This is a genomic window from Vibrio sp. STUT-A16 (genome assembly GCF_026000495.1).
GTDB lineage: Bacteria > Pseudomonadota > Gammaproteobacteria > Enterobacterales > Vibrionaceae > Vibrio > Vibrio diabolicus.
On record NZ_AP026765.1, the window covers coordinates 1,994,436 to 2,020,340 of the forward strand.

A 25,905-nucleotide genomic window follows, 5' to 3' on the forward strand; every position below is an offset into this window, starting at 1 on the left:
TCGATATTTTTGTGACATAGATCACAATAATATGCCATTTAACCAAATCTTAAAATAGTTCGAGGTCTAATTTATTAAAAAATCACTTAAAGAATAAGTATAAAAAACGAACAGAAAAAACAGTCCTCCATGGTCTTCATTTCTCAGCAAAAATTCAAAAATAAAAAAAAGCGGCATGCTTTCGCATGCCGCTTTATTCAAATATTTAACTGCTGATGTTGGTTATTTCGATTTCTTCTTAGAAACCGCTTTTGGACGAGGTTCATCCATCAGGCCTTTTACTAGGGAAACCGTTGCAACAAGCAGAACAATCGTAAATGGTAGGCCTGTGGTCACGGCCATTGCTTGAGCTGCCGCTAGGCCACCACCAAGCATCAATGCAATCGCAACTAAGCCTTCAAACGTACACCAGAACACGCGTTGAGGCGTTGGCGCATCGACCTTACCGCCCGCAGCAATAGTATCAATAACCAGTGAACCAGAGTCTGAAGAGGTAATGAAGAATACCACCACCAAAATAATACCGACGAAAGATGTAATTTCAGCTAGAGGCATCACATCTAACATGGCAAATAGTTTTAACGGTAATTCCGCGTTGAACACGGCTTCATAACCATCGCTCACGTATTGGCTTATAGCGTTACCACCAAAAGCGGTCATCCATAACACACAAACAGAAGAAGGGATAAGGATAACGCAAATAATGAACTCACGAACTGAACGACCACGAGATACACGCGCAATGAACATACCGACAAATGGTGACCAAGAAATCCACCAAGCCCAGTAGAATGCTGTCCAACCTTGAGAATAGTTTACGTCTTCTCGTCCAAATGGCATTGATAGGGCAGGAATATTAGCCACATATGACACTATATTTTCGAAGAAACCCGTTAAAATCGCGATCGTCGGGCCGACAACAATAACGAAAAGCAGTAAAAGCGCAGCGAGACCCATGTTGATCTCAGATAAGATTTTCACGCCTTTGTCTAGTCCCGCAACAACTGAGATTAAAGCGAGAGCGGTGATGCCAATAATCAATAGTACCTGCGTAGTATTCGTCATTGGAACATCAAATAGGAAGTTCAAACCCGTTGCGGCTTGAGACGCACCGTAACCTAGGGACGTTGCCAGACCAAAAACTGTCGCTACAACAGCAAGAATGTCGATAATGTGACCAGTCCAACCCCATACACGCTCACCAAACAGTGGGTAAAAAATGGATCGCATGGTAAGTGGTAAGCCTTTGTTAAACGAGAAAATCGCCAAACCAAGGGCCAATAGCGCATAGATTGACCACGGATGAAGCGCCCAGTGGTAAATCGTCGCCGCCATGCCTAGTGCAGATGCAGCACTTGCATCGCCTTCTGCACCACCTAGAGGGGCCCAGTCAGTACGAACACCATTCTCAACGTTCACGCCACCAATAGCAGAACTAAAATGAGACATAGGTTCTGATACACCAAAGAACACCAGACCGATACCCATACCTGCTGCAAAGAGCATTGCCAGCCAACCCGCATAGGAATAATCTGGCGTCGCTTCTGTACCGCCGATTCGTACACGACCTAGCGGTGTAAAAATCAACCCAACACAGACAATGACAAAAATATTACCAGATGCGAGAAAGAACCAATCCAAATGGTGTAACAAACCCGCTCTTAGATCTGCGAAAAACGGCTCTACCTGTTCTCGAAATAATAGTGTTACTACAACAAATAGGATGATTGCTAAACCAGAAATTGCAAAAACACGGTTATGAATATCAAGGCCAAACGGGCCTACTTTTAACGCGACGTTATCCTGACCAATTTGATAGTCAGTGTCTATCGCGTTTACCTTTCCATCGGGGCGTTGAATGCCACCGTTATTATCGGTGCTCACGGATAATCTCCTTAAAAATACGTGACCAAATTTAAATTACTTTCGTCGGAGTTTGAGTGATGAAACCTCCCATCACTACCAAGCACATGTTCAAAAAACATAGTTCTTATAAGCGGTTACTCAGTCCGCCATCATAATCGCAAAGCCCCCTACCTTTCATTGCATTTTATTGTCTTCATCATAAACAACGCTTATTGCCAAATCGAAGAGATTGGCATGCTTCGATTAAAATGATATTGCAACTGTGCTTGAAACAGTTCAGCAGTTGCCAGCGCATCGGTCAAAGCATGATGAGGTTGATAAGCAGGAAGGTGATACCTTTCACGAGCATGCCCCAGCCTGACAGAGCCTGGCTTCTTACCTTTTAACTTATTGAATAGGCCACTGCATTCACGCCGCTGTATCGCGTGTTCAATGTCTAGCGTATCGACAACGGGAAACTGTATCCCCTCCCCAATGCTATTTAGCAACGCGTTATTAAAAAACTGCCTTTCGATATTTTTATAATGAACAAGCACAACTTTGCCTGACAGCGCATCCAATATTTCCCCTAAAATGTGGGTTAATTGGGGCGCGTTTTTGACTTCAGAATCAGTGATGCCATGAATCACAACTGACTCTTCGTTTAACTCACGATTAGGGTTAACAACCCAATGCGCAGAGCCACTACATTGAACACGATCAATGGTAAACGGCACAAGTCCAATCGTGAGAATTGCATCCTCTTCCGCATTCAAACCTGTCGTTTCAAAATCTACCGAGACAAATGGCACTTCCTCAACTGGGGTTTTCCCATTAACCATCGGTGTCGAGTAATAACGTTTGAGCCTCTCGTCTCTTGCTTCTTTCGCGAGCTGTTTGAATAACGTTGACCACTCTGGCGTCCGAGACGTATCCAACAACGGCTGATCTTTTGCTGCCTTTTTTGAGAACCACATTATTTGCTACTTCTCTGGTATCGGAACTTGATGAAGTTCTGTGCATTACTAAGGATTTGGAAAGCAGCTTTTAAGTTTCGGCGCTCAAACTCTGACATGTTCTCTGGCTCAATGTTGTTATCTGGTTCATCTCCATTTTCGATATCGAGTGCTTGATGACGAATTCGAACCATGTAGATCAATTCCATTGCATCCCTCAAGTCCATTCCTCGACCTTTAGGTAAAATGCCCGCATCATTGATATCGTCTAAACGGTCAAACGAGTTTTGCGAACGGGAACCAATTGCCAATGAATGTACTCGAATCAAATCTGCCAATGGCGCAGTTCCTCTTCTTTTCAAATTAATAGAATTGCGGTGACGACCATCTTTTTCCATAACAAAATCTTTGAAGAAGCCCAATGGCGGTGTACGACGTATCGCGTTGTAAGCCATACATGCAAGGAAGCGGTTGTTTCTTTTCGCGCGCCTAACAATAAAGCTGCTTAATTGTTCCGCCCACTTCACTCGCCCATGAACACCTAACAAATCAAAAAAGATATTACTGTTTAACAACCTTTCAGGAGTTGGGTTATCTATCCAGTTGCCAAAGCACTCCTCCCACTCCGCTCGGGTTTTTCGCCACTCTGGATTGGTTGCCATAATGTCGCCAGTACAGTAAGCATAGCCGCATGCTGCTAAACCATCACAAACAAATTTGGCAAACTTTTCAAAGTACTCCCCGTGCATCTCAACATCATAACTGTTATCGAGAATAAGGGCGTTGTCTTGGTCCGTTACAATTAACTGCTCATCCCTGGCCATCGATCCCATAGCGACCAAACAATACGGAATTGGCGCAGGGCCAAGCTCTTGCTCTGCTAATTCAGCCAAACGCTGTTTAAAGCTACTACCAATGACCGACATGGCTCGACCAATCATATGAGCGTTGGCATCTTCATTCACCATTCGTACAAAGCAGTCTTTCACTTGTTCAGAAACTTGCTTGAGATCTTCAACGCTGGTTTGTTGGAAGATAGAGCTAACGAGTAACAAACTGTTTTGAGATTCATAACGGACAATATCCGTCATGCCAATAATTCCTATCGGCTTTTTATCTTTTAAAATTGGGAGATGGTGCACGTTGTAGCGCAACATGGTTAACATAGCTTCAAAGACATAAGCGTTGTAATCCAGAGACACCACGTCATAACTCATGACCTCACTCACTGGAATATTGGTATCAATGCCCTGAGCCAATACGCGAATGCATAGATCGCGATCAGTCAATATTCCAAGTAGTTGTTCATCATCTTCTTCTGTGAGTTCTTCTGCTGGGCGAACAATAAGCAAAGAAGTGACATTTTCCTCCGCCATCAGTATCGCGGCTTCTTGAATCGATGCCGTCGCCTCCAACGTTACCGGATCTCTCGCTAAGATCTTACGTGCCTTGGCAGTGGTAAAGTCATTGCTTTCTGAGCGGCTGGATATTGCGCTTCGCAAACGCGCGCTGTCTTCCAGTTCCATGTAGTCAGCAAAGTTTTCAAACTCGTCACAAAGCTCGTTGAAAATATCCTCCGGAATACAGTAAACCAAGGTGTCTTCTATCGCTTTGGCAGGCATACGCACACGGTTGTTCATTAACAACCCCATCTGTCCAAACAGTCCACCAGCGTCAATCCTGTTATAGAGTTCGCCTTTACGTCGGTAAATCTCCACAGCGCCGCTTCTCACCATATATAAGTCGCGGATCGTGTCTCCAAAATTGAGTATCTCCGTGCCTTGTCGAAAGTATGCAACCTCGGCATTTAGAGCGATCTTTTTTAACTGCTCTTCGGGTAGATCATCGAAAGGTGGGTACTGGCTAATGAAGTTGAGCACTTCTAACTGTTCGGCTTCCATCTTTTATTCCATACGTTGCCTAAACTACAGCGATAAATATCACCAAGATTGAAATCAATCAATGAATAAATCTAAGAATAACAACACCTAACCCAGTTCGCAGAATAAAACTCCAACCAAAAATTAGAGCTCTAATGTTTTTAAATATAGACCTCTAATCTATTTCTCCTTATAGCTATGCAGATAGGCTGAGTTGAAATGTACTAAAAACTTCAAAATAAATTCAAACCAATGTCATGGAAAAGTTAAGCGAAGACAAAATTAACCGTAAGCATCTATTTTTGTTAATAAAAACACTATTTAACCACACCATCTTCATTGTTTATTGTATGCACATAAAATCCAGTTAACCGAACCCCATTCGTTGAAAGTTGAACTAAAATTAATTAGAGTACAAATCGTTAAACAGTTATAAACACACAAAAAAGGACAGATAACATGGATCCCATACTGGAAGTTAAGGGACTGTATAAAGTGTTTGGAGAAGACCCAGAAAGGGCCTTCTCGCTTATCGAAAAAGGTATCGATAAGGATGGTATTTTTGAACAGACAGGTTTAACAGTCGGCGTAAACGATGTATCTCTCACCATTAACGAAGGTGAAATTTTCGTAATCATGGGGCTTTCTGGTTCGGGAAAATCTACTCTCGTTCGACTCCTAAACCGACTCATTGAGCCAACGAAAGGCAGTGTTTATCTCAAAGGGAAAGATATTGCCCATATCTCTGAAGACGAACTTCGAGAAGTTCGTCGCAACAATATCTCAATGGTGTTTCAAAGTTTCGCACTTATGCCTCACATGACGGTGATCGAAAACGCTGCATTCGGTTTAGAACTTGCTGGCATTGATGTTAATGAACGTCAGAAAAGTGCCCTTTCCGCCTTGGAAAGAGTTGGCTTAGACCCTTATGCAGAATCTTTCCCTGACGAGTTATCCGGTGGTATGAAACAACGCGTGGGTTTAGCAAGGGCATTGGCTTGTGACCCAGACATTCTATTAATGGACGAGGCGTTTTCCGCTTTAGACCCATTAATCCGTTCTGAGATGCAGGATGAGCTTATTCGTCTACAAAACGATGACAAACGCACAATTGTCTTCATATCTCATGATTTGGACGAAGCAATGCGTATTGGTGATCGTATCGCCATCATGCAAAACGGTGAGGTTGTTCAGGTTGGCACACCTGATGAAATATTGCACAGCCCAGCAAATGATTATGTCGAAGCGTTTTTCCGCGGCGTAAACATCGCAAGTGTCTTGACAGCAAAAGATATCGCTCGCAAGAAGCCAGCCGCCGTCTTTAAGAAATCGGAAAATGATGGCCCGGGCTCTGCGATGCAGATTCTGATGGATCATGACCGTGATTACGGCATTGTCGTCGATAAATCTAGCCGGTATTCCGGCATCGTGTCTCTTGACTCACTACGTTTGGCTCACAAAGAAAACCGCTCTCTAGCCAGTGCTCAATTGACGGATGAAGTCACTCTTCAGCCAGAGCAGTCAATCAATGACATTTTGGGGCTAGTTGCAGGCGTTCCTTATGCCGTACCTGTCGTTGATGAGCAAGGTACTTACTTTGGTGTCGTGACTAAATCACGTCTTCTACAAACACTAGATAAGGATTAACACGATGTCTTCAGAGCAAACTAACAATGATCCCTGGTCGAATACCGCTCCTGCACAAGATGATCCTTGGTCACAAGGTGCAGGTGCTGACGCTGCCCCAAGTAATGACTGGTTAAGCTCAGAAACTGTAGAGCAAGCGCCATTCGACATTATGAACCCATTCCAAGATGCGGTTCTACCACTTGATAGCTGGGTAGAATCGGGATTGAACTGGTTGGTGGAACATGGTCGCCCTGTTTTCCAAGCAATTCGAGTTCCAATAGACTTTATTCTTACCTCGTTTGAAACTGCTTTGGTGTCCACACCTGCGCCCATCATGGTGCTCATTTTATTTTTGCTGGCGTGGCAGTTTTCCAATGTAAAACTCGGTTTTTCAACGCTTGTATCCCTTGTTTTTATCGGCCTAATTGGTGCGTGGTCACAGGCGATGACAACGCTCGCACTGGTTTTAACCGCCGTCTTCTTCTGTTTGCTTATCGGGCTACCGATGGGGATATGGTTGGCGAGAAGCCAAACCGCAGCCAAATTTGTTAGACCAATACTCGATGCAATGCAAACGACCCCCGCGTTCGTTTATCTAGTGCCAATCGTTATGCTGTTCGGTATTGGTAACGTTCCAGGCGTTGTAGTAACCATCATTTTCGCACTGCCTCCCGTTGTGCGCCTGACTATTTTAGGGATTCAGCAAGTACCTGAAGAGCTGATCGAAGCGGGCCACTCTTTCGGGGCAAACAAAAAACAGATGCTTTACCGCATCCAATTACCATTGGCGTTACCAACGATTATGGCAGGGGTAAACCAAACCTTGATGCTTTCACTTTCTATGGTAGTGATCGCTTCAATGATTGCGGTTGGCGGCTTGGGCCAAATGGTACTTCGTGGTATCGGCCGACTTGATATGGGTCTTGCTGCTGTCGGTGGCTTAGGCATCGTAATTCTTGCCATTTTATTAGACCGTATTACCCAAGTATTAGGGGTTAATGCGGGTAACACCAAGCTTCGCTGGTATCACACAGGTCCTGTTTCATACCTATTAAAACTGAAAACAAAGACGAACCAAGACGATCTAAAACTTAGGAGAAACATCAATGAATAATTCATGGAAGAAAGCGCTCTCTGTTGGAGCTCTAAGTACTATCGCATTTTCAACTTATGGTGTGGCAAGCGAACTACCGGGTGAAGGTGTGACTGTTCAGCCAGTTCAATCAACCGTTGCAGAGGAAACGTTTCAAACATTGATCGTAAACCGTGCACTTGAAGAGCTTGGTTACGATGTAAAACCAACTAAAGAAGTGGATTACAACGTAGGCTATACCTCTATTGCTAAAGGCGACGCCACTTTCTTAGCAGTAGGTTGGTTCCCTCTTCACGCCGATAAGTACACGATGTCTGGCGGTGATGATAAGTTTTTCCGCAAAGGTCAATATGTAAGTGGTGCTGCGCAAGGTTACTTGATCGATAAAAAAACCGCTGAAAAATATGGCATCACAAATATTGGTCAATTAAAAGATCCAAAACTGGCGAAGCTTTTCGATGCCAACGGTGACGGTAAAGCGGACTTAACAGGTTGTAACCCAGGTTGGGGTTGTGAAATGGTCGTTGAGCATCAGTTGGATGCGTTCAAGCTTCGTGACACAGTAACGCACAACCAAGGTAACTACGCTGCGATTATCGCTGACACGATTTCTCGTTACAAAAAAGGCGATCCGATTCTTTACTACACTTGGACACCTTACTGGGTAAGTGGCGTCTTAGTTCCGGGTAAAGATGTTGTGTGGTTAGAAGTGCCATTCTCTTCACTTCCTGGTGAGCGTAAGGACATCGACACAACACTAGAGAACGGTAAGAACTACGGCTTTGAGATGAACTCTATGCGCATCGTTGCGAACAAAGAGTTTACTGAAAAGAACCCAGCAGCAGCGAAGCTGTTTGAAATCATCAAGCTAAACATCAATGATGTTAGTGCGCAGAATATGATGATGAGCCAAGGTAAGAACAGCTCAGCAGACATCGAGTCTCATGTAAATGGCTGGATCAAAGCGAACCAGAAAAAGTTCGACGCATGGGTAGACGAAGCTAAAAAAGCAGCCATGTAATCGGCACAACCATTAAAATACGTGACACCTAACTTTAGAGCCAACCGATCACATCGGTTGGCTCTTATTTTATTCACCGTAGTAAAAAGGGTTGCAACAATATTGAGCCCTGCTCCTCAGTATTTTCTTAAAGTTTCTACTTAATTTCATTCCTTAAGAGTTTCTTAAGTTTTGCGTTTTATTTTGTTGATAACCAATCAAACAAAGGAAGCGCTCATGAAACACCATGCACAAATTTCTGTAGATGGCTTTACTTTAGACATTGTCTATCCAATGCATCCGCTTTGGAGCCAAGTTATCGAGCATGTATCTCAGCGTTATCAAGAAGCATTCTTTGCCGAGCTCAAACAGTTTATGCCGGCGTATTTAACCCTCATTGACGGCGGTCAAATTATTTCCGTATGCGGCTTTCGCATCGCCGAAGATGAACCTTTGTTCCTTGAACAGTATTTAGAAGACGACGCCCAAAAGCTGGTTTCTAACGTATTTAGCTGCGACGTAGAACGTTCGAACTTAGTGGAGTTTGGTCACTTGGCATCTTTCGCTAAGGGCATGTCATCTCTGCACTTCTACCTGATCGCAGAAATGCTGGTCAATCTCGGTTTTGAATGGTGCATCTTCACCGCGACAGACCCTCTTCACGCAATGATGGCGCGTCTAGGATTGGAGCCTCATATCATCGCGCAGGCCGATCAAAATAAAGTCCCCTATGCCAAGTCCACTTGGGGTTCGTACTACGAACATCAACCGCGTGTGTTAGCTGGCAATTTGCAAAAAGGACTAGAGCGCCTTCGATTAGTCCAAGAAAAAAAACGTAAACAAGCCTAGATAGAAAAGTAAACGTCGTTAAAACCGCAAACACAACCAGAACAACTTGGTTAAACAAAACGCCAAAATATAGGTGATGTATGAATATTCTCCTCGATGCCATTACAAAATGGGCAAAAACGACACCAGATCGAGTAGCACTTGTCGGCTACGAAGCGAATCAAACCGTTGAACTGACTTACTCTGAATTGTTAAACAAGATCGAACTCGTTGCCGCCGAGCTTATTGCACAGAACATCAAAGCACTCGCGCTACGCGCAGAAAACAGCATCGATTGGGCCATTGTTGATTTGGCGGCGATGGCGGCAGACATAGTCGTCGTACCTATTCCGACTTTTTTCTCTGATGCACAAGTTGAACATACGTTAGAGCAATCAGGCGTCGATGCTTTAGTTGGCGATTGGCAAGCATGGTTGGCTTCTCATCCTAAGCAAAGCTTTAACCAGCAAGACCATCCGTTTTCCATTGCAAATTTGCCTTTGCTGCGTCGTAACCAGTTGGGAGATGAAGGTACACAGGTAGCTTATCTACCAGAAACCGGAAAAATCACCTTTACCTCTGGCTCGACGGGTCAGCCTAAAGGCGTGTGTTTAAGTAATGATCATTTGTGTTTGGTGGCGAAATCGCTCGCCGACGCAGTAAACAGCGCGGCGCACTCGCACTTAGTGCTGCTTCCGTTATCGACGCTTCTCGAGAACATAACAGGCGTTTATGTTCCACTCATGTTGGGCGTGACGTCATATATTTTACCCGGAGAGCAAACCGGCTTACTCGGTTCAAGCCAATTCGAACCGGGTTTGTTTGCGCAAGCATTAGCGACCATCAAACCAGAAAGCTTAGTGCTAACACCAGCATTATTGCTTGCGCTCATTCACATCGCGAAACAGCAGCCCTCTCTTGTGGATTCTCTAAAATTTGTCGCCGTTGGCGGCGCAAGAGTGTCGTCGCAACTGATTAACACCGCGCATGCGCTGAACATCCCTGCGTTTGAAGGTTATGGCTTGTCTGAATGTGGCTCCGTCGTTTGTTTGAATACACCAGCTACATTTAAAGCAGGAACGTGTGGCAAACCGCTTCCCCACGCTCAGATTCGTATCGCGGAAGATGGTGAACTGCTCGTCAAAGGCAACGTTGCTCTTGGTTATTTGAATGAGCCGTTTACTCAAGAATGGTTGGCAACTGGCGACTTAGCCCAAATTGACGCGCAAGGTTTTGTCACTCTCTCAGGACGCAAGAAGAACCTTATCGTCACCGCATACGGCAGAAATGTCTCACCGGAATGGATTGAATCAGAAGCGTTGGCGTTTTTGCCGATGACGCCACTGATCGTTACAGGCGATAGCCAACAAACATTATGTGCTGTCATTGCCAATAGCGAAGACGTCGAAGCAAAGGTTCATGTATTAAACCAAACCCTACCCGATTACGCTCAAATCCGAACCTTGTTGCTACTTGACAACCCACGAGCCATCTCTGGTTGGTACACGGATAACGGCAAGCTCAAACGAAATCAAATCGAACATGATGTGGCTCAGTTATTAGCGAGCACAACGCCTGAATTAACGCTGCAAGCGCAAAAGCTCCAACGCATCGATTTGCCCTTCCAGCAACACATTACGTCTTTCCAAACTGCATCTTAGTTAACGGCTTCTTAAGGAGAAGGTTATGACTTTATTTTTCGAACAACTCAAACAAAGCACTGCCGCTGCTCAACAAGCAATGTTAACTGCGCCAGTCATCGCAGAAGTTCAACAAGGCAACATTTCCAAAGATATGTATATCGCCTTTCTAACCCAAGCTTACCATCACGTCAAGCACACTGTTCCCTTGCTGATGGCGTGTGGAGGCCGACTATCTGGCGAATACGAATGGGTACGAGATGCTATTGCCGAGTACATCGAGGAAGAGAAAGGCCATCAAGAATGGATTTTAAATGACATCAAAGCGTGCGGCGGCGATGCCGAAGCAGTGCGCAATAACAAAGATGTAGGTCAAGTAGGTGCACCGATTGAACTGATGGTTTCCTACCTTTACCACAACATTGACCGCCACAACCCACTCGCGCTGTTTGGCATGGTGTGGGTATTAGAAGGCACCAGCGTCGGCATTGGTGGCCAAATGGCTGAAAAAATCCAGTCAACGCTAAGCCTACCGCCTTCGGCAATGACTTACCTAGTTTCACACAGCGTGTTAGACCAAGATCATCTGCAATTTTTTGAATCACTGATGAACAAAATCACCAAAGTGGAAGATCAACAAGTCATCATCGACTCCGCAAAAATGGTGTTCGCATTGTACGGACAAATGCTGCGTTCTTTGCCTTCTTTCTCAACCCAACAAGCGGCGTGAGGTGAAGCATGATCATTAACAACAGCACCATTCTCCTGACAGGCGCAACGGGCGGAATTGGGCAAGCCATCGCGCAAGAGTTAGCAAAACGCGGTGCCAGCCTCATTCTTGTTGGGCGAAACGAAGAGAGCTTGCAAACACTACAGCGTGAACTGTCGAATCCAGAGCGCCATAACCTAGTCGTTGCAGACATCACCTCATCAGAAGGATTAACAACGATTAAAGATCGAGCGCGTCAACATCAAAAAGTGGACGCACTGATTAACAATGCGGGTAGCAACGATTTCTCGTTGTTAAGCCACAAACGACCAACGCAGATTGCAGACGAAATCCAACTCAATCTCGTCGCGCCGATGCTGCTGTGCCAGTCGGCGTTAACGTGGTTAAAACAGCCTGGGGTAATTCTCAATATTGGTTCAACATTCGGCTCAATTGGCTACCCTGGCTATACCTCCTATTGCGCGGCAAAAGCGGGATTGCACCGGTTTACCGAATCGCTCGACAGAGAGCTGTTCGCAACCGGAATCCGTGCGCTGTATTTGGCACCAAGAGCGACAGAAACCTCACTCAATAGCGATGCCGTCAATGAAATGAATCGACAACTGGGTAACAAAACGGACTCGTCGCAAGTTGTAGCCGATCACGTTGTCACCATGTTGGAAAAAGAAATTTCCGCGAAATGGATTGGTTGGCCAGAAAAGCTTTTTGCTCGCATCAATCAATTGCTTCCAAGTGTGGTTTCTTCTGCGATTCGTAAGCAACAAGAAACCATTCACCAGTACGTAAACCGAGTCAGTCACTGAAGAGGACATGGACGATGAATACCAAACAACTACTTTGCGCTTTGACGATTTGTTCAACGTTAGCTTCGACCGCTGCGTTGGCAGGTAATGCTCCACTGCAACAGGTTCAAAAGAAATGGGCGGAATGTCAGTACAGCACGCCTGACGATGACGAAAAGGAACAATGCTTCCATCGCGCGATTGCCAAAACCAGTATTTATCTCGACAGAGAACCCGGCAATCCCGAACTCACTGTTTGGCTGGCAATCAATAAAGCATCGCTGGCTGGTGCTCAAGGTGGCTTAGGTGCACTATCACTCGCCAAAGAAGCCAAATCTTTACTCGAAGGGGTAATTGCAACGTCTCCGCAAACGCTTGATGGCTCTGCATACACCAGTTTAGGTTCTTTGTATTACAAAGTTCCGGGGTGGCCAATTGGCTTTGGTGATGACGATAAAGCCGAAGAAATGTTGAAAAAAGCGTTAGAGATCAATCCAAAAGGCATCGATCCGAACTATTTTTATGGAGACTTCCTTGCAGAAGAAGGTCGAGACAAGGAAGCGAAAGTGTATTTGACTCGCGCAATGCAGGCGTCACCTCGCCCTGACCGACCTTTGGCGGATAAAGGTCGAAAACTGGAAATTGAAGCGACTCTTGGGAGACTGAAATAAACCATGCGCTTATTACTCGTAGAAGATGACAAACTACTCGGTCAATCCATGGTGACTTCATTAAGTCGCCATGGGTACACCGTGGATTGGGTGGAAAAAGGGTCTGGCGTGACTAGCGCACTCAAAACAGAAGCGTTCACCGCCGTAATATTGGATCTCACTCTCCCCGATATCGATGGATTGGAAGTTCTGCGTAATATTCGCAAAGGCGGATTCAAGCTCCCAGTGATGATACTTACCGCACGAGACGACATTCGCGATCGCGTTCAAGGCCTTGATGGCGGCGCAGATGATTACCTCGGAAAACCGTTTGCACTCGAAGAGTTGCTCGCTCGCTTGCGTGTGTTGATTCGCCGTCAATCCGGTAGTGCAGAAGAAATCATTCAAGTTGGGCAGTTATCTTTATCCTTATCGGAACAAAGCATTCGCTACGATGACGCGCCGCTTAAACTCACACGCAATGAATTTAAAATCCTCACCAGTTTGATGACGAACGCAGGACGCGTGCAAAGTAAGGAGCAATTGCAACAATCACTGCACGGCTGGGATGAAGGTTCAAGCGACAACGCTATCGAAGTTCATATTCACAATTTGCGTAAAAAAGCACCCAAAGTGGTCATTAAAAATATTCGCGGTGTGGGGTACATTCTTGAAAGATAAGAAATCGTACTCGATCAAACGTCAGTTAACTCTATCAGTAGGCGTGTTGGTAAGTGTTCTCTTACTCATCTCACTTTATTTCAGTTTCCAATCTGCGAAGCACGAGGTCGAAGAAGTTTATGACGCTAGGCTTGGACAATCCGCAAAATTAATGTTGCTGACGCTCTCAATTTCAACGGAAGAGAGGACTCTCGCTAACCATCGAGAATTATTTAATGAGTGGATGGAAAACATTGAGTCAATGTCAAAGTCTGACGATGACAATGTCACAACGTTCGGCCACCCTTATGAACAAAACTTGGTTTTTCAATTCTATCGAGACAACACACTGCTCTGGAGCTCTGATCAAACCTTGCACGCACTCTCTACGTCCTTTGGTAATAACGGCTACGCTGATATTGTAAAAGACGGTACACGATGGCGTACATTTCAGATTTCACAGCCACAAACAAAACATGATAATGAATACGTCGTGGTTGCAGAAAAATACAAGATACGTAAAGAGATCATCCACGAAATTGCCCTATCCACATCAATAGAACAATTGCTGATACTACCAACTTTGTTGCTTTTGCTGTTTTGGCTGATCGATAAACATTTCCGACCGATTAACGACCTGCGCTCCGCCATCACACAAAGAAACGTACACCGATTAGATCGCATTCATGTAAAAGACAACACCGTTGAACTCGCACCACTTGTCGATTCGCTCAACTCTCTCCTCTCTGAACTAGAGTTAGCCTGGCAAAGAGAGAAACGCTTTACACGTGCTGCAGCGCATGAACTGAAAACCCCACTAACAATCCTTCGTCTTAACGTAGAAAATGCACTTGAAAGTAATGATCCGGAGCAACTGAGAGGAGATTTACACAACATTCTGCAAGGCATTGAACGCACTGACCGCCTTATCCATCAGCTACTGACTTTAGCTAAAGTAGATAGCTTATCAGAACGTGTATTCGACACCGTTGAGCTAACCCCTTTGTTGCAAACCGTTGTTGCTGATTTGGCACCGTTAGCATTGAAGCATAAGCAAGACATCAGTTTATCATCTTCCAACATCGCTATATCCGGTGATCGAATGTTGTTAGAGGTGTTATTTCGTAACCTCGTCGATAATGCGATTCGTTACTCCGGCGAGCACAGTGACATACAAGTCAGCGTCACTGAGAACAATAATACAATCAAAGTCTTAATTTCCGATACTGGCCCAGAAATCCCGAAAGAAACTCGTGAAAGAATCTTCGAACAGTTTTATCGGGGTCATTCTGAACATGGCGACGGTGCAGGTTTAGGGATGTCAATTTGCAAAGACATTACAGCACTACACCGTGCAACACTTGAGCTCATTCCCAGAGAAAATAGTAGGAATACGTTTGTCGTCACTTTCCAAAAGTGCAAACAAAAGCGATACAGACCATAACCTGTTTAATTTATGTTCCAGCCGAACATGAGCTTCATTCCACACTTACATAGGCATACCAACACTTACACTACTCGACCATAAACCCACATTATAATTCACGTTTATTTCACGCTTGCTTTGTTAAAAACAACACAACATAACAATTAAACTATTCGAATAAATATGAAAAACTTATCTAAGGGCTCTGTGTGGGGGCCTTTGCAGCCAATTGCTGCTTTTTCTTTGTTTTCACTTATATTTTTGTCTATCTCACGCGTTTTGCTCGCCTTTTGGCAACTTGATCGAATTGACTCTTTCAACGACTTAATTTACATCCTAGGCCAAGGCTTACGCGTAGACATTGCAACACTGTGCTGGTTATTCATCCTCCCTGCACTGCTTTCTGCCCTAATGCCATTAAACGGCAAGATTGGGCAATGCTGGAAATGGATATTGCGCATATGGATGGTTTTAGGGCTTTGGATTCTCGTATATATGGAACTGGCAACGGCACCATTCATTCAAGAATATGACCTACGCCCAAACCGTCTGTTTGTGGAATACCTTATCTATCCGAAAGAGGTCATGGGCATGCTTTGGACTGGCTATAAGCTAGAGCTGTTTATTGGCACGTTAGGCACGGCATTAACTCTAGTTTTGGGTTGGAAGTGGAGCAAAAAACTGACCGACAATGCACAGCAGATCAACTGGAAGTGGCGCCCACTATTAGCAATTTTCGTTGTGCTTCTTGGTGTTGCAGGCGCACGTTCGTCTTTAGGACACCGCCCGCTAAACCCTGCCATGGTGGCGTTTTCTAACGATCCACTGCTTAACGACTTAGCATTAAACTCATCTTACTCACTGCTGTTTGCTGTCAACAGCATGAAGTCAGAAAAAAGCGCAGAGCAGTTCTATGGCAAGATGGATAATAAAAAGATGCTGGAGCTAGTTCGCGCTTCGTCAAAAAAGTCCGACTTTGATCCTACATTGCTTCCAACCATGAACAGTAACCCTGCGACCTACCATGGTAAACGTAAGAACTTAGTGATCTTGCTACAAGAGAGCTTAGGAGCGCAATTTGTGGGTTCTTTGGGTGGTCTGCCTCTTACGCCAAACCTGGATGAACTCATGGCTGAAGGTTGGCAGTTCACGCAAATGTACGCAACGGGTACTCGTTCTGTTCGTGGTATCGAAGCCGTAACCACGGGTTTTCCACCATCCCCTTCTCGCGCAGTGGTGAAACTAAGCAAAAGCCAAACAGGCTTCTTTACCATCGCAGACTTACTCAAAGCACAAGGCTATCACACGCAATTTATTTATGGCGGTGAAGCAAACTTCGATAACATGAAAACCTTCTTCTTCGGTAATGGTTTTGATCAAATCGTCGAAGAAGATGATTACAATAACCCAAGCTTTGTTGGCTCTTGGGGGGTCAGTGATGAAGACTTATACAACAAAGCAGACGAAGAGTTTGAACGCCTTTCAAAAAGCGACAAACCTTTTTTCAGCTTAGTTTTTACGTCAAGCAATCACAGTCCTTACGAGTATCCGAAAGGTAAAATTGAGCCATACGATTCCGAACACATGACGCGTAACAACGCGGTGAAATATTCAGATTACGCTTTGGGTACGTTCTTTGAAAAGGCGAAAAACTCATCCTACTGGGATGATACTATTTTCATTGTCATTGCAGACCACGATGCCCGCGTGTCTGGTGCTAACTTGGTTCCAGTTAAGCACTTCCATATTCCTGCATTGATCATTGGTAAAGACATTCAACCACGTAAAGATGACCGTATCGCAAACAACATAGATATGCCGCCTACGCTGTTGTCTCTTATTGGCGTAGACGCCAAAACGCCGATGATTGGTCGTGATTTAACGAAACCACTGGCTCGCGAAGATGAACGCGCAATGATGCAATACGACAAAAACTTTGGTTATTTAACGCGTGACAACCTAGTTGTGCTTTCTCCTGGTGAAAAAGTATCGACCCTGGCGTACGACTTTGATAGCCAAACCATGAAACCGCTAGAAGTCGATGAATCCGTTGTTGAACGCGCAAAAGCAAACGCATTGTTTGCATCTAAGGCGTATCAAAACAACTGGTACGCTTCGAAACGTACCAACTAATATCCGCTGATTCAGTGAAAAGGGAGCCACTGGCTCCTTTTCTTTATTCTGTAAGACTCTTCACTCTTAGAGTACATGGAGGAACGCACACTTTGTATCTAGAAAATCATAGTTCATATGTAGAGAATGAACTTTTCAGGATTGTGTTCGATGACTAAGGCCAACACGTAAACAACGAGGCTTGTTGATATCAAGCCAAACAGAAAGCTGACCCGAAATACTATCGTTGTTATCGTGATAAAACCATAGGCAAATACACCACTATTAATCATAGCGTACAAGTTATCCAGACCAAAACTTGGTAAGGGTGCGCTAATAAATAGGAGTGAAAACATCATAATATTTGAAAATTTTTTAACCCAACTTGGTTTTTGTAGATAAAAACCCGAAATAGAAAAGGACAACAACAGCAATGGCACTAACCCATAATAAGTAAATTTGTAATATGGCGTAATCCAATCTGAACTCTGGTTTAAGAATAGTATTATGCAAGTAACAATGGTCGATGATAACGCTAAAGAAAAACACTTTGTTCCTTTGTAAGGTTTGTCCTCAAAGTTAAATAACCTAAAATTTCCCACTGCAATACCAAGAACAACCCATGAAAATGTCACTAGCTGTAAAAATGCGATCTCTTCGCGGATGGCAAAAAAGCCAAAGTAAATAGCATGATAAAAAGACCAAACCATACCAATTGGTAAACCCAAGGAGAGTTTTTCTAGGAGAATTTCTGACTGCTCTTCGTAATGAATAGTCCACCATACTAGTGCGACATAAGCGAGCAACACACCAAAAATGACAACATATTGCGCTTCTGAAATACTGATAATCATTGGAACTAAGGCTAGGGTTAAGCCAATGATAACAAATAGAATCTGGTAACAAATCGCGGGTAATGTGCAAATAAGTCGCCAAAATACCCTACCGATATCTTGAAGAAGTTCGTAGGTTTGAGCGATAAAATAAGCAACAGCAGCGATAAGAAGCAACACTCCACATAGTTTCATCAAGTTAACTAAGTTAAATAGTTTCACCCAGTCACTGCTTTCTTCGGCTTGCTTCAGTTCTTTTTGAGCGTCATCAATGTGAGCGAGTTTCAATAAGGCATTTTTTCTGTCTTCATTTTCGAGAAAGTGTCCAAACTCTTGGTTTGCTTCACTCTCCGTTATCACTCCATTTTTGTAAAGAAGATAGATAGTTGAAAGGCTCACTCTTTCTATTTCTGTAAGATCACGAATTTTTTCTTTATTATTGATTTCATTGATAGTTAAAATTTGACTTTCTTTCTTTTCTATATTTTTTGCTGAAATACTTAATGAACATGTAACACAAAAAATAATAATTAACAGTGAACTAATCGTTTTACACATATGAACGGGATTGCTTTTGACAAGGAAATGTCGAGAAGATAAATGGAATCAAATACAAAGCAAACGATATGTTCATATGCTCGATCCTGAGCCAATAAAATTGAAAGTGATACTTCTCACTATTTCAAACAAGGTACTTTAACTTGGTCTACTGACAAAGCCTGTCTTACCCTTCCGTTAGATTCAACCTCATACTTCTAGTAAACTGAGAAACAGACCATGCTAACTATCAATTCATTCGTTCTCTATGTTGAGGACATCCAAGTAAGCCAAGCTTTTTACTCGAAACTGTTTGATTGTGAAGTCACGTTTTTGTCTCCAACATTTGCTTCTATGCCACTCGCAAATGGCTTAAAACTGACACTCAAGCAAAGTGATGTTCTTTCCCCTTCCAGCGACATCAAAGGTGGTGGCACCGAGTTATCATTTGCAGTGCGCAAGCGCCATACGTTAGAGCACGTTTACAACAGTTGGAAAAACATGGGCGTTGAGTTTGCTCAACCACCAATGACTTCGGTGTATGGCTTAAATTTTGTGGCTACCGATCCGGATAAACATCGCATTCGCGTTTTCATTAGTGAATAAAAATGCGTTAAAAATGCTTTTTACCCATTCCCAATGTGACTTCAATAAATTAGACTCAGGGAAACATCAAAAGCTGCGTTGTATATAAGAAGGAATGCCCATGAGCTCAAGTATGATCCTTAGCGAATCTCTAATCGAGAGTGGAAGAGATATCCCCCTCAAAGAACTGCTTTACGCAAAGCGCGTGCTGGATAACTACATGGCGGTAGCAAAAGAGAGCAGCCCACTTGAGCTGTTGACAGAGATGAAATCGGCAGCAAAGCAAGTGGAATACTTTACCACTACGAGTAACCCGTGTGAGGCTCGTAATGTCATCAGTCAGATGATTGATAAAATCGACACCGCGGAATCTTTTGAGTCGTTCAAGGCTTTAGCAGGCAAGCCCTCACTAGCTCTCAATGAGCTGATTGAAGATCGCGCCCAACTGATTAAACATGAGCGAGAATTGCTGCTTGCTTCGGGCTATGACGCCTCGCGTATCTAAGAATAAACGTTAGCTCCCGAGTTTAAAGCTAGCAACGAAAAAGGAGCTCTTAAAGAGCTCCTTTTACTTTCCAAAATCAGGTATAAAAGATCTAGAGGCCGATATCTTCAGTTATTGCTTTGATTTGCTTGAGATCCATTTTATAAACTTCAATCATTTGATCGACCTGACTTAGTCGTGAATTGGCTTCATCGTGTTTATCACACGCGTCCGATTTCACGTCCCAAGATTTACCTTCCAAAAATACATCACACTCTTTTTTGAGTTTCTCGATCTTAGGCAATAATTTCGCCCTTTCTTTCTCTAGAGACTCCAATTCTTGCGAAATTTTCAGCTCTTTTTGAAACACCTCGCGCGATCGTTCAAAGATAGTCGCTTGCATATCCGCTTGACGACTCAACTTCTCATTTTCCGACTTCGTCGTATTGATCTTATCTGCCTGTTGTTTCAATTGAGACTCTAGCGACAAGTTAACTTTCTCGACCTCAGTCAATTGCTTTTGTAACTTCTTAAGCGCTTTCTCGTGCGCTTCATCTTTCGCAACGAGCAGTTCAGTGACTTTATCTTGTATTTCTTGGTCGAGCGCTTCTTCGCGCACTTTTACTTGAGACACCAACTGCGTTTTATCTTGCGTCAACGCTTGGTATTTTTCTTCTAGCACATGATAAGTCGATTCCCACTTGTTCGCAGTGACAATCGATCCAACAAGGCCACCAAATGCCAAGCCTAATACCGCAGCAATCGCGATATAGATATGAGTACGTTTGTCACGCTCTTCAATGACAACAACGTCGTCTTGTTCTTCCATCTTGTTCTGAGAACTCACCGTATACTACTCCAAGGACTCTTTTACTTTGCTAGCGGATCAATTCCGCAAACATAATCGATGCTGTATAAATCAGAAAGGCGCCAATTAATGTTATAACGGTCGCTTTTTGGACTTTTTCATTGGTTCGATAACGAAACAGCACAAATGCTACTGCAATCAACACCGCAATGGCTAATAATCTGGTCATACCGCCTCCTTGTCCACTTATGAAAAACTGCCTAGGTCCATAGACGGTTTCACAAAGATTTATTGTAACTCATTTATACGCCCCATAAGGTCAACTTAGCGTAGATTTTAAAATAAGTGCTTCGATTTTAATCAAATTTGTGTTCTCAATTGAATAACTTATGCCGTAATAATCGAAACACATTTATCGTTCTGAAGTGTGTTCTTGGTTCTATTCCCTAGCCCAATGAGTTTTGTTTATGCAGTTACTCACACAAAAAACTTGGGTAAACATAGCTCCGTGAAAATAAGTGGGGTTATTTCGTTGAAAATAAATTGACATAGGGTGTTGAAATGGACCAAAAACATGATAGAGTTCACACGTTAATGATGACCAGCATCATTAACTAACCTTTACTCATTTAATTGAGTAATTGTTCCGATGAAGACTGCAGGAGAGTGGTTATTAATCAAATTTTAACATTTGATTAGCATAACTCGCCGAAGAATTAACTATTTCAGGTGCTACCTAGGTAGCGGGGACTGTAGTTGGAGGAACCTCTGGAGAGAACCGTTAAATCGGTCGCCGAAGGAGCAAGTCTTGCACTCACGCAAGGTGAAACTCTCAGGCAAAAGGACAGAGGAGTGGAAAGTTACAACCTAACTATTTTGCTTGGCCTTCCCGCCTACAACCAATAGCTTAGTTCTTTTAGAGATCGTTGATCTCGTCCTTTCCCTCTTCTCCTTATTAGTTGTTTTATTAAGGGGAAATCATGAACGACCTACAATCTTTACTACAAACCATCGATAATTTTGTCTGGGGTCCACCACTGCTTATTTTGCTAGTGGGTACCGGTGTTTACTTCACTTTTAGCCTCGGCTTGATCCAGTTTAAACATCTCCCAACAGCGCTAGCGATGGTATTCAGTAAAGATAAGTCATCTGATAAACAAGGTGACGTTTCTAGCTTTGCAGCACTTTGTACTGCGCTCTCAGCAACGATTGGTACTGGTAACATTGTTGGTGTTGCCACCGCGATCAAACTTGGTGGACCAGGTGCCCTATTCTGGATGTGGCTCGCCGCCCTTTTCGGAATGGCGACTAAATACGCCGAATGTTTGTTAGCGGTTAAATACCGAAGAGTAGATGATAAAGGCCAAATGATTGGTGGCCCGATGTACTATCTGCAATACGGTGTTGGCTCAAAAGCCCTCGCGATCATGTTTGCAGTGTTTGCTTTGGGTGTTGCTTGTTTTGGTATTGGTACGTTTCCACAAGTAAACGCGATTCTGGATGCAAGTGAGATATCTCTCGGTGTTGACCGTGAGCTCTCTGCCTTTGTACTGACTCTTTTGGTTGCTTTCGTGACTTTGGGTGGTATCAAATCCATTGCTAACGTTGCAGGAAAAGTGGTTCCTACCATGGCTGTATTTTACGTGTTGGCGTGTTTAAGCGTGATCATCATGAATGCAGACCAATTGTTCAATGCCGTTGAATTAGTGTTGGTCTCAGCATTTACATCAACAGCAGCGACTGGCGGTTTCTTAGGTGCAAGTATCATGCTGGCGATCCAATCAGGTATCGCTCGTGGCGTATTCTCAAACGAATCTGGTTTGGGTAGCGCTCCTATGGCCGCAGCGGCAGCGAAAACAGACTCTTGTGTGAAACAAGGCCTGATTTCAATGACAGGTACCTTCTTTGATACCATCATTATTTGTACCATGACGGGCCTAGCGTTGATCCTTACTGGCGCATGGCAAAGCGACTTTTCTGGTGCAGCAATGACGACTCATGCCTTTGCGGTAGGTTTGAATGCGGATACATTTGGCCCAATGCTGGTGTCAATTGGTTTGATGTTTTTTGCATTCACAACCATTCTTGGATGGAACTACTACGGTGAGCGTTGCGTTGTGTTCCTCTTTGGTACAAAAGCGGTGCTTCCTTATAAGCTGATTTTCGTTGGTTTGGTGGCATCAGGCGCGTTCCTCCATCTAGACATGATTTGGCTACTGGCTGATATCGTCAACGGTCTGATGGCGATTCCTAACCTAATCGGTTTGATCGCACTGCGTCACGTCGTACTGGCAGAAACCAAGCTGTTCTTTAGCTCAGCATCGCAATCTGATGAAATTGAAGCAGTAAAAGCTTAGTGACATGACAAGTGTTCAGTAATGAACCGTCAATCGCTGAAAGTAAATTGGAAATGGTAAAAACATAAAGCCCGCTGGTATTCAGCGGGCTTTATTTTATCTTAAGTTAAGCGGTTAATCTCTCAACCATTGATGCTCAACCTTTTCTCCACGTTCTTGAAAAAACTTCGCATTTTTTTGCTTGAATTGATCCGACTTCAGCTCTGATAGCGGCCAGTCTGAAAACGCCTCTGTTACGAACGAATCTCCAACCCCAACTTCAATCGATTCAAGATGCTTCCCGATGTAGCGATAAAAGTAGCTCTGCCCCAGTGCATCACAAACCATCGGCACATGTCTCATGCGTTGATGGTTGACGGATACTGAAGCCCAAGTTGTCGTTTTAGGTTCGCAACTTTGCTCTTTTACAACATCAACTTCAAATTTATTGTCCATTGTTGTCGAGACAAAAACGACAATACCGTCATTCATATACACACGTCGAAGTAATAGCTGTTTCGTATCTTGAGTTCGCGTCTGTTGTATTCCATTGGAAAATGGCTCGAAATAGCCCCAGTGCCAAGACCAGGTCATGCCACGTTGCGCAAACTGTACCTGTGGCCATGTCTGCCAAACAATGGCACCAACCACGCCAGTAATAAACACAACGAGTAATATCAAAAGGTGGTAAATATTGCGCATTACACGGGCTTTTCAATCAATAACTTTACGCCAAGTGCGACTAAGACAGCGCCCGTCGCCCCTTCCATCCACTTCATAAAGCTTGCATTCTTTAACAGGCTCTTAGCTGAGTTAAGTGCGCCAGCCAAACCACACTGCCAAACCATCGCAATAATAAAGTGCACGGATGCCATCATCATTGATTGAAGCAAAGGAGAACCTTCTGGATTCACAAACTGTGGCAAGAACGCCAAGTAGAAAACTGCCGTTTTTGGATTCAAGACGTTAGAAAGAAAGCCCTCTCTAAAAGAGCGTTTGCCATTAAACACTTCATGAACCTGCTCAGTCACTGACAAACCATTCTTCGACGACATCAGGGCTTTTAAACTGCTCAGACCAAGCCAAATAAGATAAGCTGCACCAATCATTTTTACGATTTGGAATAACTCTGCAGATTGCGCCAGAATGGCCGAAATTCCAACCGCTGAAAAGAAAGCATGCACAAATAAGCCAAAGCAAATCCCTAAACTGGTTGTACATCCGTCTTTTAAACCCGCGCGACTGGTATTACGGATAACAAGGGCCGTATCTAAACCCGGCGTTAGCGTTAAAATAGTGATGGCAATAATAAATGCCTCAAAATTCAAGATATCCATATTATCGTGATAATTAATTGTTAATCCGTCATCAATACCGTCAATCCACGAGATTCGCAAGCTTCTTTTTTAAGAGAGCTATACAACTGAGTGAATTTATGGACAATGAGTGAAGATTAATTGTTAATTATTAGTAAATTAACGCAGGTTGTTTCGTGCAACTCGACGTAAAGGACCCGTTATCGGGTGTTTAGGGAAAGAACAAAAGAATAGAGTAGTCACATGAAAGCATTTACAAAACTCATTGAACATTCCAAAAAAGTGGCAAATTTTGAGCACCTCTCTGCCATCATAGGTTGGGACCAAGCAGCGGTCATGCCATCTGGTGGCGCTGAAGCGCGCTCAAATGCTATGGCAGAACTTGATGTACACATCCACTCATTGATGACTCAGCCACACTTGGGCGAGCTTTTCGCTCAGGCAGAAGAAGAGACGCTATCTGCAAGTGAAAAGTCCATCCTACGAGAAATGAAACGTGAATGGCAACAAGCTAACTTGCTACCAGAATCATTAGTTCAAGCTCAATCTCTTGCTGGCTCCAAATGTGAACATGCATGGCGTACGCAACGCGGAGAAAATGACTGGTCTGGCTTTGAAAAGAACTGGGCAGAAGTCGTCAAGCTATCGCAAGAAGAAGCGCAAATTAGAGCCGAAGCAAACGGCACAACGCCTTACGATGCCATGCTTGATATTTATGAACCAGGCACAACGTCTGCATCGTTAGACACGCTTTTTGCTGACGTAAAAACGTGGCTACCTTCCTTGATAGACGAAGCGCTTGAAAAACAGCAATCAAACAACATCTTATTGCCAACTGCGCACTACCCTGCGGAAAAACAAAAAGCGCTGGGACTGGAAGTCATGAAGCTACTTCAATTCGATTTTGAACACGGTCGGCTTGATGAAAGTGTCCATCCATTTTGTGGCGGTGTGCCAACAGATGTGCGTATTACAACACGTTATGATGAAAGCGAGTTTGTCCAATCATTGATGGGGATCGTCCACGAAACTGGCCATGCCAGATACGAGCAAGGGCTACCAAAAGATTTAGCAGGAACACCAGCTGGTCAAGCCCGCTCTATGGGAATTCATGAGTCACAGTCGCTCTTCTTTGAAATGCAAATAGGACGAAACAACGCATTTATCGACCACCTTGCTCACATGGCTTCCAAGCATTTTTCTGGGGATGAATTTGAAAAAGACAATCTAGCCAAAACCTACACTCGAGTAGAGAAAGGCTTTATTCGCGTAGATGCGGACGAATTAACATACCCTGCCCACGTTATTCTTCGATACGAAATTGAACGTGATCTTATTAACGGTGCCATCAAGCATACAGACGTACCAGAGCTCTGGAACGAAAAAATGAAAGCGTATTTGGGACTCTCAACGGAAGGAAATTTCAAAAACGGCTGTATGCAGGACATTCATTGGACAGATGGAAGTTTTGGATATTTCCCGTCTTACACTCTCGGTGCGATGTACGCAGCCCAGTTCATGGCCGCAATGAAGCAAACAGTAGATGTGGACGCGGTTATTCGCTCTGGCGATCTGACGCCGATATTCGATTGGCTGTCGAAGAACATCTGGAGTAAAGGTAGCTTATTAACAACAGATGATCTCGTAAGAGAAGCAACGGGTGAAACACTAAATGCTAAGCACTTCCAAGCGCACCTAAAAGGCCGCTACTTGTAAATAGAAAAAGAATAGAACGTAAAAGCCCAAGGTTCGTATGTTCCTTGGGCTTTTTTAAG

General features: G+C 43.8%; 23 protein-coding genes and 1 riboswitch. Of the genes, 15 read left to right on the forward strand and 8 right to left on the reverse strand.

The annotated features are described in order from the left end of the window. Positions 1-222 precede the first annotated feature (222 nt). From OO778_RS09620 to OO778_RS09630, 3 genes are all read right to left on the reverse strand, one after another. Positions 223-1,884, reverse strand: coding sequence for a BCCT family transporter (locus tag OO778_RS09620; RefSeq protein ID WP_005393381.1), 1,662 nt, complete (start codon positions 1,882-1,884; stop codon positions 223-225). Between the two features lie 191 nt (positions 1,885-2,075). Further along, positions 2,076-2,822, reverse strand: coding sequence for a 3'-5' exonuclease (locus OO778_RS09625; RefSeq protein ID WP_104216582.1), 747 nt, complete (start codon positions 2,820-2,822; stop codon positions 2,076-2,078). Continuing rightward, a complete protein-coding gene (locus tag OO778_RS09630) occupies positions 2,822-4,702 on the reverse strand; it encodes a DUF294 nucleotidyltransferase-like domain-containing protein (protein WP_006741594.1) in 1,881 nt (626 codons plus the stop codon). The genes OO778_RS09625 and OO778_RS09630 overlap by 1 nt, the downstream gene beginning before the upstream one ends. A gap of 438 nt (positions 4,703-5,140) precedes the next feature. Between OO778_RS09630 and proV the strand changes: the two genes are divergently transcribed. The 11 genes from proV to OO778_RS09685 all read left to right on the forward strand — a co-directional run bounded on the left by proV (position 5,141) and on the right by OO778_RS09685 (position 17,252). After that, complete coding sequence (proV, locus tag OO778_RS09635) at positions 5,141-6,328, forward strand: glycine betaine/L-proline ABC transporter ATP-binding protein ProV (RefSeq protein ID WP_005393388.1); 1,188 nt, start codon at positions 5,141-5,143, stop codon at positions 6,326-6,328. A 4-nt stretch (positions 6,329-6,332) separates the two neighbouring features. Then, positions 6,333-7,424 carry a glycine betaine/L-proline ABC transporter permease ProW gene (proW, locus tag OO778_RS09640; RefSeq protein ID WP_046874899.1) on the forward strand — a complete coding sequence of 364 codons (1,092 nt, stop codon included), beginning with the start codon at positions 6,333-6,335 and terminating at the stop codon, positions 7,422-7,424. Next, positions 7,417-8,424: a glycine betaine/L-proline ABC transporter substrate-binding protein ProX gene (proX, locus tag OO778_RS09645; protein ID WP_005393392.1), complete on the forward strand. Its 1,008-nt coding sequence runs from the start codon at positions 7,417-7,419 to the stop codon at positions 8,422-8,424. The genes proW and proX overlap by 8 nt, the downstream gene beginning before the upstream one ends. 216 nt (positions 8,425-8,640) lie before the next feature. Continuing rightward, a complete protein-coding gene (locus tag OO778_RS09650; protein ID WP_256936249.1) occupies positions 8,641-9,252 on the forward strand; it encodes a thermostable hemolysin in 612 nt (203 codons plus the stop codon). An 80-nt stretch (positions 9,253-9,332) separates the two neighbouring features. After that, positions 9,333-10,892, forward strand: a complete 1,560-nt coding sequence (locus OO778_RS09655; protein ID WP_258616376.1) for an AMP-binding protein — start codon at positions 9,333-9,335, stop codon at positions 10,890-10,892. 25 nt (positions 10,893-10,917) lie between these two features. After that, positions 10,918-11,601, forward strand: coding sequence for an iron-containing redox enzyme family protein (locus OO778_RS09660; protein ID WP_182033441.1), 684 nt, complete (start codon positions 10,918-10,920; stop codon positions 11,599-11,601). An 8-nt stretch (positions 11,602-11,609) separates the two neighbouring features. Beyond that, positions 11,610-12,404: an SDR family oxidoreductase gene (locus OO778_RS09665; protein WP_264909485.1), complete on the forward strand. Its 795-nt coding sequence runs from the start codon at positions 11,610-11,612 to the stop codon at positions 12,402-12,404. A gap of 14 nt (positions 12,405-12,418) precedes the next feature. Continuing rightward, a complete protein-coding gene (locus OO778_RS09670; RefSeq protein ID WP_164666128.1) occupies positions 12,419-13,054 on the forward strand; it encodes a hypothetical protein in 636 nt (211 codons plus the stop codon). Positions 13,055-13,057: 3 nt separating this feature from the next. Beyond that, positions 13,058-13,714, forward strand: coding sequence for a response regulator (locus OO778_RS09675; RefSeq protein WP_005393404.1), 657 nt, complete (start codon positions 13,058-13,060; stop codon positions 13,712-13,714). After that, complete coding sequence (locus tag OO778_RS09680; protein WP_257888389.1) at positions 13,704-15,137, forward strand: ATP-binding protein; 1,434 nt, start codon at positions 13,704-13,706, stop codon at positions 15,135-15,137. The genes OO778_RS09675 and OO778_RS09680 overlap by 11 nt, the downstream gene beginning before the upstream one ends. 165 nt (positions 15,138-15,302) lie before the next feature. Continuing rightward, entirely contained in the window at positions 15,303-17,252 is a 1,950-nt protein-coding gene (locus OO778_RS09685; RefSeq protein WP_258616378.1) for an LTA synthase family protein, read from the forward strand. A 113-nt stretch (positions 17,253-17,365) separates the two neighbouring features. Here OO778_RS09685 and OO778_RS09690 read toward each other — a convergent pair whose 3' ends face one another. Continuing rightward, positions 17,366-18,622 (reverse strand): MFS transporter permease, encoded by a 1,257-nt coding sequence (locus OO778_RS09690; RefSeq protein ID WP_104969378.1) that lies wholly within the window; start codon positions 18,620-18,622, stop codon positions 17,366-17,368. Positions 18,623-18,841: 219 nt separating this feature from the next. Here OO778_RS09690 and OO778_RS09695 point away from each other — a divergent pair, with 219 nt between their 5' ends. Both OO778_RS09695 and OO778_RS09700 read left to right on the forward strand, forming a co-directional pair. Next, on the forward strand, positions 18,842-19,207 hold the full coding sequence (locus tag OO778_RS09695; protein WP_104969377.1) for a VOC family protein: 366 nt from the start codon (positions 18,842-18,844) through the stop codon (positions 19,205-19,207). A 100-nt stretch (positions 19,208-19,307) separates the two neighbouring features. Beyond that, positions 19,308-19,691: a hypothetical protein gene (locus OO778_RS09700; RefSeq protein WP_005393414.1), complete on the forward strand. Its 384-nt coding sequence runs from the start codon at positions 19,308-19,310 to the stop codon at positions 19,689-19,691. Positions 19,692-19,782: 91 nt separating this feature from the next. On the opposite strand, the gene OO778_RS09705 is transcribed toward OO778_RS09700, so the two are convergent. Beyond that, entirely contained in the window at positions 19,783-20,517 is a 735-nt protein-coding gene (locus OO778_RS09705; RefSeq protein WP_012841883.1) for a hypothetical protein, read from the reverse strand. A gap of 31 nt (positions 20,518-20,548) precedes the next feature. After that, positions 20,549-20,707 (reverse strand): hypothetical protein, encoded by a 159-nt coding sequence (locus OO778_RS09710; RefSeq protein WP_005377784.1) that lies wholly within the window; start codon positions 20,705-20,707, stop codon positions 20,549-20,551. A 529-nt stretch (positions 20,708-21,236) separates the two neighbouring features. Further along, positions 21,237-21,336: riboswitch (glycine riboswitch) on the forward strand. 122 nt (positions 21,337-21,458) lie between these two features. On the opposite strand from OO778_RS09710, the gene OO778_RS09715 reads away from it, so the two are divergent. Next, the gene (locus OO778_RS09715) at positions 21,459-22,835 is read left to right on the forward strand and encodes a sodium:alanine symporter family protein (protein WP_006741605.1); all 1,377 of its coding nucleotides are present in this window, start codon (positions 21,459-21,461) and stop codon (positions 22,833-22,835) included. A gap of 114 nt (positions 22,836-22,949) precedes the next feature. Here the strand turns inward: OO778_RS09715 and OO778_RS09720 are convergent, their stop codons facing one another. Both OO778_RS09720 and OO778_RS09725 read right to left on the reverse strand, forming a co-directional pair. Beyond that, positions 22,950-23,516, reverse strand: coding sequence for a hypothetical protein (locus tag OO778_RS09720; RefSeq protein ID WP_005393418.1), 567 nt, complete (start codon positions 23,514-23,516; stop codon positions 22,950-22,952). Then, positions 23,516-24,151, reverse strand: coding sequence for a LysE family translocator (locus OO778_RS09725; protein ID WP_005393419.1), 636 nt, complete (start codon positions 24,149-24,151; stop codon positions 23,516-23,518). The genes OO778_RS09720 and OO778_RS09725 overlap by 1 nt, the downstream gene beginning before the upstream one ends. Before the next feature lie 222 nt (positions 24,152-24,373). On the opposite strand from OO778_RS09725, the gene OO778_RS09730 reads away from it, so the two are divergent. Beyond that, positions 24,374-25,846, forward strand: a complete 1,473-nt coding sequence (locus tag OO778_RS09730; protein WP_264909499.1) for a carboxypeptidase M32 — start codon at positions 24,374-24,376, stop codon at positions 25,844-25,846. Positions 25,847-25,905 lie beyond the last annotated feature (59 nt).

Coding starts and splice junctions, on each gene's coding strand:
- OO778_RS09625 (WP_104216582.1), bottom strand. CDS start 2,822: ATGTGGTTCTCAAAAAAGGCAGCAAAAGATCAGCCGTTGTTGGATACG.
- OO778_RS09630 (WP_006741594.1), bottom strand. CDS start 4,702: ATGGAAGCCGAACAGTTAGAAGTGCTCAACTTCATTAGCCAGTACCCA.
- proV (WP_005393388.1), top strand. CDS start 5,141: ATGGATCCCATACTGGAAGTTAAGGGACTGTATAAAGTGTTTGGAGAA.
- proW (WP_046874899.1), top strand. CDS start 6,333: ATGTCTTCAGAGCAAACTAACAATGATCCCTGGTCGAATACCGCTCCT.
- proX (WP_005393392.1), top strand. CDS start 7,417: ATGAATAATTCATGGAAGAAAGCGCTCTCTGTTGGAGCTCTAAGTACT.
- OO778_RS09650 (WP_256936249.1), top strand. CDS start 8,641: ATGAAACACCATGCACAAATTTCTGTAGATGGCTTTACTTTAGACATT.
- OO778_RS09655 (WP_258616376.1), top strand. CDS start 9,333: ATGAATATTCTCCTCGATGCCATTACAAAATGGGCAAAAACGACACCA.
- OO778_RS09660 (WP_182033441.1), top strand. CDS start 10,918: ATGACTTTATTTTTCGAACAACTCAAACAAAGCACTGCCGCTGCTCAA.
- OO778_RS09665 (WP_264909485.1), top strand. CDS start 11,610: ATGATCATTAACAACAGCACCATTCTCCTGACAGGCGCAACGGGCGGA.
- OO778_RS09670 (WP_164666128.1), top strand. CDS start 12,419: ATGAATACCAAACAACTACTTTGCGCTTTGACGATTTGTTCAACGTTA.
- OO778_RS09675 (WP_005393404.1), top strand. CDS start 13,058: ATGCGCTTATTACTCGTAGAAGATGACAAACTACTCGGTCAATCCATG.
- OO778_RS09685 (WP_258616378.1), top strand. CDS start 15,303: ATGAAAAACTTATCTAAGGGCTCTGTGTGGGGGCCTTTGCAGCCAATT.
- OO778_RS09690 (WP_104969378.1), bottom strand. CDS start 18,622: ATGTGTAAAACGATTAGTTCACTGTTAATTATTATTTTTTGTGTTACA.
- OO778_RS09695 (WP_104969377.1), top strand. CDS start 18,842: ATGCTAACTATCAATTCATTCGTTCTCTATGTTGAGGACATCCAAGTA.
- OO778_RS09700 (WP_005393414.1), top strand. CDS start 19,308: ATGAGCTCAAGTATGATCCTTAGCGAATCTCTAATCGAGAGTGGAAGA.
- OO778_RS09710 (WP_005377784.1), bottom strand. CDS start 20,707: ATGACCAGATTATTAGCCATTGCGGTGTTGATTGCAGTAGCATTTGTG.
- OO778_RS09715 (WP_006741605.1), top strand. CDS start 21,459: ATGAACGACCTACAATCTTTACTACAAACCATCGATAATTTTGTCTGG.
- OO778_RS09720 (WP_005393418.1), bottom strand. CDS start 23,516: ATGCGCAATATTTACCACCTTTTGATATTACTCGTTGTGTTTATTACT.
- OO778_RS09725 (WP_005393419.1), bottom strand. CDS start 24,151: ATGGATATCTTGAATTTTGAGGCATTTATTATTGCCATCACTATTTTA.
- OO778_RS09730 (WP_264909499.1), top strand. CDS start 24,374: ATGAAAGCATTTACAAAACTCATTGAACATTCCAAAAAAGTGGCAAAT.